Origin of the sequence: Inquilinus sp. (genome assembly GCF_039594555.1) — a bacterium.
Lineage (GTDB): Bacteria > Pseudomonadota > Alphaproteobacteria > DSM-16000 > Inquilinaceae > Inquilinus.
This window is the reverse complement of the sequence record NZ_JBCNNF010000259.1, coordinates 1-9,932: the sequence shown is the minus strand read 5'-3', so window position 1 is coordinate 9,932 and position 9,932 is coordinate 1. Positions and strand designations below refer to the sequence as shown.

Sequence of the window (9,932 nt, the reverse complement as noted above, 5' to 3'; positions counted from 1 at the left end):
CTCCGACCGGTACCGCCGCATCAGCTCGTAGCCCCACTGACGGCTGATCCCGAACCCTCGGCACAGCTCCGACATCGTCTCCTCGCCTGCCAGACAGGCCGTCACAAAACGAACCGCCTCGTCCAACGCTCGCGTCTCCTGGAACGGCATCGGCAAAGCCCCCCCTTTGCCGTCCAGGAAACCTGTCAACGATGTATCCGGTCCATTCTGTCCACTATCTAACCGGTTCGGACCCCGGGTGTGCCTCTCCCGCTTGCGGGAGAGGTCGGAGACGCGAAGCGGCTCCGGGTGAGGGGATTTTGTCGAGGCCTGGGCCAGCCCTCACCCGGTCTCGCTGCGCGAGCCCGGCCTCTCCCGCGTCCGGCGGGAGAGGCAACGTGAAGACGCTCGATATTCGTTACCCCGCCTTCGGCGCCGTCAGCGCGGCGGCGTCGCGGGCGGTGTCGACGCCGAGGGTGAAGCCGGCATAGAAGCCGATGCCGAGGCCGAAGATCAGGGCCCAGACGGCGAACCAGCGCATCCCGCGCAGCCGCTGGCGCAGCGTTTCGGTCTCGTCCATATCTCTCCCCCTCAGATCGGCTCGGCCGACAGCGCGGCCAGCTCTTCATCATCGGCGGTCTGCATCGTCCACAGCCGGGCATACAGCCCGCCGGCGGCGATCAGCTCCGCGTGGCTGCCGACCTCGGCCACCCGGCCGTGGTCCAGCACATAGATCAGGTCGGCGTTGCGCACCGTCGACAGGCGGTGCGCGATCATCAGCGTGGTGCGGCCGGCCATCAGCTGGGTCAGCGCCGCCTGCACCTGGCGCTCGCTCTCGGTGTCGAGGGCCGAGGTCGCCTCGTCCAACAGCAGGATCGGCGCGTTCTTCAGCATCGCCCGGGCGATCGACAGGCGCTGGCGCTGCCCGCCCGACAGCTTCACCCCCTGCTCCCCGACCATGGTGTCGTAGCCCTTGGGCAGGCGCAGGATGAAGTCGTGCGCCGCCGCCGCCTTGGCCGCGGCCTCGATCTCCTCCTGCGTCGCCGAGGGGCGGGAATAGGCGATGTTGGCGCGCACCGTATCGTCGAACAGCGTCACTTCCTGGCTGACCAGGGCCATGTGGTCGCGCAGCGAATGCAGGGTCAGGTTGCGCACGTCGTGGCCGTCGATCGCGACCGTGCCGCCGGTCACGTCGTAGAAGCGCGGGATCAGGTTCAGGATGGTCGACTTGCCGGCGCCGGACGGGCCGACCAGCGCCGCGGTTTTCCCCGCCGGCACCTCCAGCGTCACGCCGCGCAGCGCCGGGATCTTCGGGCTGTAGGCGAAATGCACGTCGGCCAGGGTGATGCGGCCCCGGCACTCCGTCAGCGCCATCGCGTCGCGCGCGTCGCGGATCGACGGCACCGCGTCGATCGTCTCGAACACCCGCTCCGCCGCCTCGAAGCCTGAAGACAGGGTGTTGTGCAGATTGGCGAGGCGCTTCAGCGGCTCATAGGCCATCAGCAGCGCGGTGATGAAGGAGAAGAACGAGCCGGTGGTGCGCGAGCCGGAGACGACCTCGTGCCCGCCATAGAGGATGACGATGACGATGGCGACGCCCGACAGGGTCTCGAGGATCGGGTTGGTCGCGGAGCTGATCCGCATCGCCTTCTGCCGCAGGCGCGAGACCTCGTTGATGATCGTGGCGGCGCGGCCGGTCTCGCGGTCCTCGGCATTGTACGCCTTGACGTGGCGGATACCCTGGAAGACCTGGCCGAGATGGTTGTTCAGCGAGCCGTACTGGGTAAAGGTCTTGCCGGTGATCTTGCGGATGCGTTTTCCGATCTGCAGCACCGGCAGCACGGTCAGCGGGAAGATGATGAAGGTCGCCGCCGCCAGCTCGACATCGGTGTAGAACATCACCCCGATCAGCGCGACCAGCGACAGCAGGTCGCGGCCGATGCCGGTGATGCCGGTCGCCACCGCGCCGTACATCGACTGCACGTCGTTGGTGAAATGGCTGACCATCCGGCCCGAGGTGGTCTCGTGGAAGGTCGCCAGGTCGGCCCGCACCCGGTTGCGGAACATCCGCACCTGCAGCTCGGCGATGATCAGCCGGCCGACATTGTTCAGGATCACGCCCTGGGCGTAGCCGGTGATGCCCTTGACCACGAAGATCGCCAGCACCGCCATGGCCAGCGGCCACAGCAGGGTGCCGTTCTTCTCGGTGAAGATCTCGTCGATGACCGGCTTCATCACCCAGGCCGAGGCCGCGGTGGTCGCCGCCGTCAGCGCCATGCAGGTCAGCGCCGCCACAACCTTCGGCCAATGCGGCCGGATGTAGTTGCGCAGCAGACGCTGCGCGATCTCGCGGTCGCTCATCCGCCGCGGCTGCGGCTTCTTGTCCCTGTTCTTGGCCAAGGTGATCCAGATCCAGTATCGGGCGGGCCGTTAAACCACGGCCCCGGCTCCGCTTCAACCTTGCGGCCGGTTCCGCTGACCGGCACCATCATGCGATAAGGCCGCGCTGCGGCCCGAGAAAATCCGTAGGGAGACCGATATGACGGAGGCGTTTGCCTCGGACCGCCCGAACGCCTGGGCCAAGCTGTACCCGCCCAAGATCGACTGGAGCCAGCCGATCGAGCGCCGGCCTCTCTACGCCATCCTCGACGACGCCGTGGCGAAATTCGCCGACCGGCCCTGCGCCACCTTCATGGACAAGACCCTGACCTATGGCCAGGTCGGTGACCTGGTCGCCCGCGCCGCCAAAGGGTTCCAGGCCGCCGGCATCGGCAAGGGCAGCCGGGTCGGCCTGTTCCTGCCGAACTGCCCGTATTACGTGATCTGCTATTTCGCGCTGCTGAAATGCGGCGCCGTGGTGGTGAACTTCAACCCGCTCTATGCCGAGCGCGAGCTGATCACCAAGATCGACGACAGCGGCACCGAGCTGATGGTGACGCTGGACCTGGCGCAGTTGCACAGCAAGCTGCTGCCGCTGCTGGGCCGCACCGCGTTGAAGCGGGTCCTGGTCTGCCCGATGGCGGGCGTGCTGCCCTTCCCGAAGAACCTGCTGTTCCCGATCGTCAAGCGGCGCGAGGTGGCGAAGGTGCCGAAGGACGGCCGGCATCTGCGCTGGACCGATCTGGTGCGCAATGACGGGCGCTTCGCCCCGGTCACGATCGCGCCGGAGGAGGACCTGGCGGTGCTGCAATACACCGGCGGCACCACCGGCACGCCCAAGGGGGCGATGCTCACCCATTTCAACCTCTACGCCAACGCGGTGCAGGCCGGCTGCTGGTTCGACGGCATGGTCCCTGGCCAGGACCGGATGCTGGCGGTGCTGCCCTTCTTCCATGTCTTCGCCATGACCGTGGCGATGAACCTGGCGATCTGGGCGGGGGCGGAGATCATCATGCTGCCGCGCTTCGAGCTCGAGACCGTCATGAAGACGATCCACGACAAGAAGCCGACGCTCTTCCCGGCGGTGCCGACGATCTACACCGCGATCGCCAACTTCCCCGAGCGCGGCAAATACGACCTGTCGTCGCTGAAGCGCTGCATCTCCGGCGGCGCGCCGCTGCCGGTCGAGGTCAAGCACGCCTTCGAGGCGGCGACCGGCTGCAAGCTGGTCGAGGGCTACGGATTGTCGGAGGCCTCGCCGATCGCCACCTGCAACCCGCTCTACGGCGTCAACAAGACCGGGTCGATCGGCATCCCGCTGCCGCAGACGGTGATCGAGATCGTGTCGCTGGACGACCGCAGCACGGTGATGCCGACCGGGGAGCGGGGCGAGGTCTGCATCCGCGGGCCGCAGGTGATGAAGGGCTATTGGAACCGGCCGGAGGACACGGCGGAGGTGCTGCGCAACGGCCGCCTGCACACCGGCGATGTCGGCACCATGGACGAGGACGGCTACACCTTCATCGTCGACCGGATCAAGGACATGATCCTGTGCTCCGGCTTCAACGTCTATCCGCGCAATGTCGAGGAGGCGATCTACCTGCACCCGGCGGTGGAGGAGTGCATCGTCGCCGGCGTGCCCGACCCGTATCGCGGCCAGACGGTGAAGGCCTACATCAAGCTGCGGCCAGGCCAGAGCCTGACCGCGGAGGGTCTGATCGGGTTCCTCAAGGACAAGCTGTCGCCGATCGAGATGCCGAAGCAGGTCGAGTTCCGCGACACGCCGCTGCCGAAGACGCTGATCGGCAAGCTGTCGCGCAAGGCGGTGCTGGAGGAGGAGGCCGCCAGGGCCGCCGCGGCTTCGGGGGCTGCGGAGGCGGCTGCGAGGACCGGCACTTAGCGCTTCCGATTGACCCGATCCTTCGACTGCGCTAGTTTACGTTTACGTAAACGGCATGCAGCAACGCAGTCGAAGGTGAGGCGCCATGGAGGCGGAGATCCGGGAGAAGGCGGAGACCGAGCAGCGGTCCTATTCGATCGGCGATCTCGCCGCAGCCTTCGACATCACCCCCCGCAGCATCCGGTTCTATGAGGATGAGGGCCTGCTGTCGCCCGAGCGCGCCGGCCTGACCCGCATCTACAGCCACCGCGACCGGGCCCGCCTGGCGCTGATCTGCCGCGGCAAGCGCCTCGGCTTCTCCCTGGCGGAGATCAAGGAATTCCTCGACCTCTATGACCGCGACCACGGCCAGGTCGGGCAGATGTCCTATTTCCTCGGCCGCGCCCGGGCGCGGCGCGCCGCCCTCGAGACCCAGCTGGTCGATGTCCAGCAGACGATCGAGGACCTCAAGGGCATCGAGGACGAGATCGTCACCTTTCTGAAGCGGGAAGGCGCGCTGCCGGAAGGCTGAGCCGCCGCCCATCCGCGGGCGGGGCCCGCGACAAGAAACTCTGAGGAGCGTGAGTCATCATGGAGACGAGCGTCGTCATCGCCGGGTTCAAGCGGTCGCCGCACCATTTCGCCAACAAGGGGGATCTGCGCCGGGTCCGGCCGGACGACCTGGTCGCCGACGTGATCAAGGCGCTGGTCGCCGAGACCAGGGTCGACCCCGCGGCGATCGAGGATCTGATCCTCGGCTGCGCGTTCCCGGAAGGCGAGCAGGGCTTCAACATGGCCCGCATGGTCGTGTTCCTGGCCGGGCTGCCGCAGTCGGTCGGCGGCGTCACCGTCAACCGCTACTGCGGGTCGTCGATGCAGGCGATCCACCAGGCGGCCGGCGCCATCCAGATGGGCGCGGGCGAGGCGTTCCTGTGCGCCGGGGTCGAGAGCATGACCCGGGTGCCGATGATGGGCTTCAACCCGGCGCCGAACCCGAAGCTGGCGGCCGAGATGCCAGAGGCCTATTTCAATATGGGCGTGACCGCCGAGAACCTGGCGGTGAAGTACCAGATCACCCGCGAGAGCCAGCAGGATTTCGCCATCCGCTCGCATCAGCGCGCCGCCAAGGCCTGGGCCGACGGCAAGTTCGCCGGCGAAGTGGTGGCGATTGCGACGAAGGACGGGACGGTCGAGCGTGACGGCACCATCCGCCCGGACACCAGCCAGGAAGGCCTGTCCGGGCTGAAGCCGGCCTTCGACCAGAACGGCACGGTCACCGCCGGCACCTCCAGCCCGCTGACCGACGGCGCCTCGGCGACGCTGGTGACCAGCGAGGCCTTCGCCAAGGCGGCGGGGCTGCCGATCCTGGCCCGGATCCGGTCGATCGCAGTGTCGGGCTGCGCGCCGGAGATCATGGGCATCGGCCCGGTCGGCGCCACTCGCAAGGCGCTGAAGCGCGCCGGCCTGTCGCTCAAGGACATCGACGTGGTCGAGCTGAACGAGGCCTTTGCCGCCCAGGCGCTGGCGGTCGGCCGCGACCTCGAACTGGACTGGGACAAGACCAACATCGACGGCGGCGCCATCGCGCTGGGCCACCCGCTCGGCGCCTCGGGCGCCCGGATCACCGGCAAGGCCGCGTCGATCCTGAAGCGCGAGGGCAAGGAGCTGGCGCTGGCCACCATGTGCATCGGCGGCGGCCAGGGCATCGCCACGGTGCTCGAGGCCGCCTGACCCTTACTGACGATCGAATTCGGCGCCACCCCCTCACCCGGAACCGCTGCCGCGGTTCCGACCTCTCCCCGGGGGAGAGGTAACCACCCCTCTCCTCGGGGAGAGGGAGGGGCCCGTCGCAAAGCGACGGGAGGGTGAGGGGGCGGGCACCGACACGGGGAGCTGAACCATGGACATCAAGCAAGTCGCGGTGATCGGCGCCGGCGTGATGGGCAGCGGCATCGCCGCCCACTTCGCCAATGCCGGCGTGCCGGTGCTGCTGCTCGACATCGTGCCGAAAGGCGCCGCCAACCGGAACGTCGTGGCCGAGGGCGCCCTGGCACGCATGGCCAAGGCCGACCCGGCGCCCTTCATGTCGAAGGCGGCGGCGAAGCTGGTCACCCCCGGCAACACCGAGGACGACCTGGGCAAGCTGGCCGGCTGCGACTGGATCGTCGAGGCGGTGCTGGAGGATGCGGCGGTCAAGCGGGATCTCTACGCCCGGATCGAGCAGGTGATGAAGCCCGGCGCGGCCGTCTCCTCCAACACCTCGACCATCCCGCTGGCGATCCTGACCGAGGGGCGGTCCGAGGCGTTCCGGCGCGGCTTCCTGATCACCCATTTCTTCAACCCGCCGCGCTACATGCGCCTCCTGGAGCTGGTGACCGGGCCGGAAACCGACCCGGCTCTCGTCGCGGCCATCCGCGGCTTCGCCGATCTCCGCCTCGGCAAGGGCGTGGTCGACTGCAAGGACACGCCCGGCTTCATCGCCAACCGCATCGGCACCTACTGGATCCAGTCGGCGGTCAACGCCGCCTTCGACCTCGGCCTGACGGTGGAGGAGGCGGATGCGGTGGCCGGCCGGCCGATGGGCGTGCCGAAGACCGGCGTGTTCGGGCTGATCGACCTGGTCGGGCTCGACCTGATGCCGCACATCGCCAAGAGCCTGCTGGCGACGCTGCCCAAGGATGACGGCTATCGCGAGATCTACCGGGTCGAGCCGGCGATCGAGACGCTGATCGCCGAGGGCTATACCGGCCGCAAGGGCAAGGGCGGCTTCTACCGCCTCAGCAAGGCCGCCGACGGCAGCCGGGTGAAGGAGAGCGTCGACCTCAAGACCGGCGCCTGGGCGAAGTCGGACAAGCCGAAGCTGGAGGCCGTCGAGGAGGCGCGCCGCGGCGGGCTGAAGGCGCTGGTCGCCTTCGACGACAAGACCGGACAGTATGCCGCCCGCGTGCTGGGACAGACCCTGTCCTATGCCGCAGGCCTGGTGCCGCAGATCGCCGACACGGTGGTCGCGGTCGATGAGGCCATGCGCCTCGGCTACAACTGGACCTATGGGCCGTTCGAGCTGATCGACCAGGTCGGCGCCGACTGGCTGATCGGCTGGCTGGAGAGCCAGGGCAAGCCGGTGCCGGCGCTCTTGAAGGCGGCGCAGGGCCGCAGCTTCTACCGGGTCCAGGACGGCCGCCTGCAGTATCTCACCACCGGCGGCGACTATGCCGAGGTGAAGCGGCCGGACGGCGTGCTGCTGCTGGCCGACATCAAGCGCACAGCCAAGCCGATCGCAAAGAACGGCTCCGCGGCGCTGTGGGACATCGGCGACGGCGTCACCTGCTTCGAGTTCACCTCGAAGATGAACAGCCTCGACGACCAGACCATGGCGCTGCTGGCCGAGGCGATCCGCATCACCGCGACCAAGTACAAGGCGATGGTGATCTACAACGAGGGCACCAACTTCTCGGTCGGCGCCAATCTCGGCCTCGCCCTGTTCGGCATCAACATCGCGCTTTGGCCGCAGATCGAGGCGCTGGTGAAGGGCGGGCAGGATGCCTACAAGGCACTGAAATTCGCGCCGTTCCCGACCGTGGCCGCGCCCGCCGGCATGGCGCTGGGCGGCGGCTGCGAGATCCTGCTGCACGCGGCCGCGATCCAGGCCCATGCCGAGACCTATTGCGGCCTGGTCGAGGTCGGCGTCGGCCTGATCCCCGGCTGGGGCGGCTGCAAGGAGATGCTGCTGCGCGCCTATGGCCAGCCGAAGCGCCCCGGCGGGCCGATGCCGCCGCTGGGCCAGGTGTTCGAGACCATCGGCACGGCCAAGGTGGCGAAATCGGCCTTCGAGGCGAAGGAGCTGCTGTATCTCCGCCCGGCCGACGGCATCACCATGAACCGCGACCGGCTGCTGGCCGACGCCAAGGCCCGCGCGCTGGCACTGGCCGAGGGCTACCAGCCGCCGAAGCCGGCCGAGGAGATCCGCCTGCCGGGCCCGACCGCCAAGACCGCCTTCGCCCTGGCGGTGACCGACCTGGCCCGCACCGGCAGGGCGACGCCCTATGACGTCGTCGTCTCCGACAAGCTGGCGAATGTGCTGTCGGGCGGCGACACCGACATCACCGAAACGCTGACCGAGGACGACGTGCTGGCGCTGGAGCGCGAGGCGTTCACCACGCTGGTCCGGGCCCCCGGCACCATCGCCCGGGTCGAGCACATGCTGGCCACCGGCAAGCCGCTGCGGAACTGAGAGGATCTGACGATGCCCAGCTACAAGGTCCCGCTCGACGACATCCGCTTCGTGCTGCACGAGCTGCTGGACGCCGGCCAGCTGGCGAAACTGCCCGGCTATGAGGAGGCGACGCCCGACACCGTCGACGCGATCCTGGAGGAGGCGGCGCGCCTGGCCGAGAACGAGCTGGCGCCCCTGAACCAGCCCGGCGACGAGGAGGGCTGCCGCTTCGAGAACGGCGTCGTCTACACGCCGAAGGGCTTCAAGGAGGCATACAACACCTTCACCGCGGGCGGCTGGACCGGCCTGTCGGCCGACCCGGCCTTCGGCGGCCAGGGCATGCCCAAGGCGGTGAACGTCGTGATCGAGGAGGTGCTGTCCTCCGCCAACATGTCCTTCGGCATGTATCCCGGCCTGTCGCAGGGCGCCTACAACGCGCTCGAGGCCTATGGCGACGACCGGCAGAAGGCGACCTACCTGCCGAAGCTGGCCGACGGCACCTGGTCCGGCACCATGTGCCTGACCGAGCCGCATTGCGGCACCGATCTCGGCCTGATCCGCACCAGGGCGGAACCCGCGGCCGACGGCGCTTGGAGCCTCACCGGCACCAAGATCTTCATCTCGGCCGGCGAGCACGACCTGACCGAGAACATCATCCACCTGGTTCTGGCCCGCCTGCCCGACGCTCCGCCGGGCATCAAGGGCATCAGCCTGTTCGTGGTGCCGAAATTCCTGCCGAAGGAGGAGAACGGCGCGGTCGTCGCCGGCGCCCGCAACGGCATCGCCTGCGGCTCGATCGAGCACAAGATGGGGATCAAGGCGTCGTCCACCTGCGTGATGAATCTCGACGGCGCCACCGGCTGGCTGGTCGGTGAGAAGCACAAGGGCATGCGGGCGATGTTCGTGATGATGAACACGGCCCGGCTCGGCGTCGCCATGCAGGGGCTGGGCATCGCCGAGGTCGCCTACCAGAACGCTGTTGCCTACGCCAAGGACCGACTACAGGGCCGCTCGCTGGCCGGCACCCAGGCGCCGGACAAGCCGGCCGACCCGATCATCGTCCATCCGGACGTGCGCAAGAACCTGCTGACCGGCAAGGCCTTCGCCGAGGGCGCGCGGGCGCTGGGCTACCTGGTCGGCATCAACATCGACCTCTACACCAAGCACCCGGATCCGGCGGTGCGGCAGAACGCCAACGACTTCGTGTCGCTGATGACGCCGATCCTGAAGGCCTATTTCACCGATATGGGGCTGGAGGTCGCGGTCCGCTCCCAGCAGGTGCTGGGCGGCCACGGCTACATCCGCGAATGGGGGATGGAGCAGTTCGTCCGCGACGCCCGCATCGCCCAGATCTATGAGGGCGCCAACGGCATCCAGGCGCTGGACCTGGTCGGCCGCAAGATGCCGCAGGATATGGGCCGGCTGCTGCGCAGCTTCTTCCACCCGGTCGACGCCTTCATCCGCGAGGAGGCGGAGGACGCG

At 68.4% G+C, this 9,932-nt stretch carries 7 protein-coding genes and 1 pseudogene; 5 read left to right on the top strand and 3 right to left on the bottom strand.

The genetic code is table 11. The annotated features are described in order from the left end of the window. From ABDW35_RS24090 to ABDW35_RS24080, 3 genes and pseudogenes are all read right to left on the bottom strand, one after another. Positions 1–189 (bottom strand): annotated as a pseudogene (locus ABDW35_RS24090) (hypothetical protein); the annotation flags it as partial. A 208-nt stretch (positions 190–397) separates the two neighbouring features. Continuing rightward, positions 398–559 (bottom strand): hypothetical protein, encoded by a 162-nt coding sequence (locus ABDW35_RS24085; protein ID WP_343716404.1) that lies wholly within the window; start codon positions 557–559, stop codon positions 398–400. An 11-nt stretch (positions 560–570) separates the two neighbouring features. Next, on the bottom strand, positions 571–2,379 hold the full coding sequence (locus ABDW35_RS24080) for an ABC transporter ATP-binding protein (RefSeq protein WP_343716403.1): 1,809 nt from the start codon (positions 2,377–2,379) through the stop codon (positions 571–573). A 139-nt stretch (positions 2,380–2,518) separates the two neighbouring features. Here ABDW35_RS24080 and ABDW35_RS24075 point away from each other — a divergent pair, with 139 nt between their 5' ends. From ABDW35_RS24075 to ABDW35_RS24055, 5 genes are all read left to right on the top strand, one after another. Beyond that, a complete protein-coding gene (locus ABDW35_RS24075) occupies positions 2,519–4,258 on the top strand; it encodes a long-chain fatty acid--CoA ligase (RefSeq protein ID WP_343716402.1) in 1,740 nt (579 codons plus the stop codon). A gap of 85 nt (positions 4,259–4,343) precedes the next feature. Then, positions 4,344–4,769 carry a MerR family DNA-binding transcriptional regulator gene (locus ABDW35_RS24070; protein WP_343716401.1) on the top strand — a complete coding sequence of 142 codons (426 nt, stop codon included), beginning with the start codon at positions 4,344–4,346 and terminating at the stop codon, positions 4,767–4,769. Between the two features lie 59 nt (positions 4,770–4,828). Beyond that, positions 4,829–5,968: a thiolase family protein gene (locus ABDW35_RS24065; protein WP_343716400.1), complete on the top strand. Its 1,140-nt coding sequence runs from the start codon at positions 4,829–4,831 to the stop codon at positions 5,966–5,968. A 169-nt stretch (positions 5,969–6,137) separates the two neighbouring features. Next, a complete protein-coding gene (locus ABDW35_RS24060; protein ID WP_343716399.1) occupies positions 6,138–8,468 on the top strand; it encodes a 3-hydroxyacyl-CoA dehydrogenase NAD-binding domain-containing protein in 2,331 nt (776 codons plus the stop codon). Between the two features lie 12 nt (positions 8,469–8,480). After that, a partial coding sequence (locus ABDW35_RS24055) for an acyl-CoA dehydrogenase family protein (protein WP_343716398.1) occupies positions 8,481–9,932 on the top strand: 1,452 nt, incomplete at its 3' end.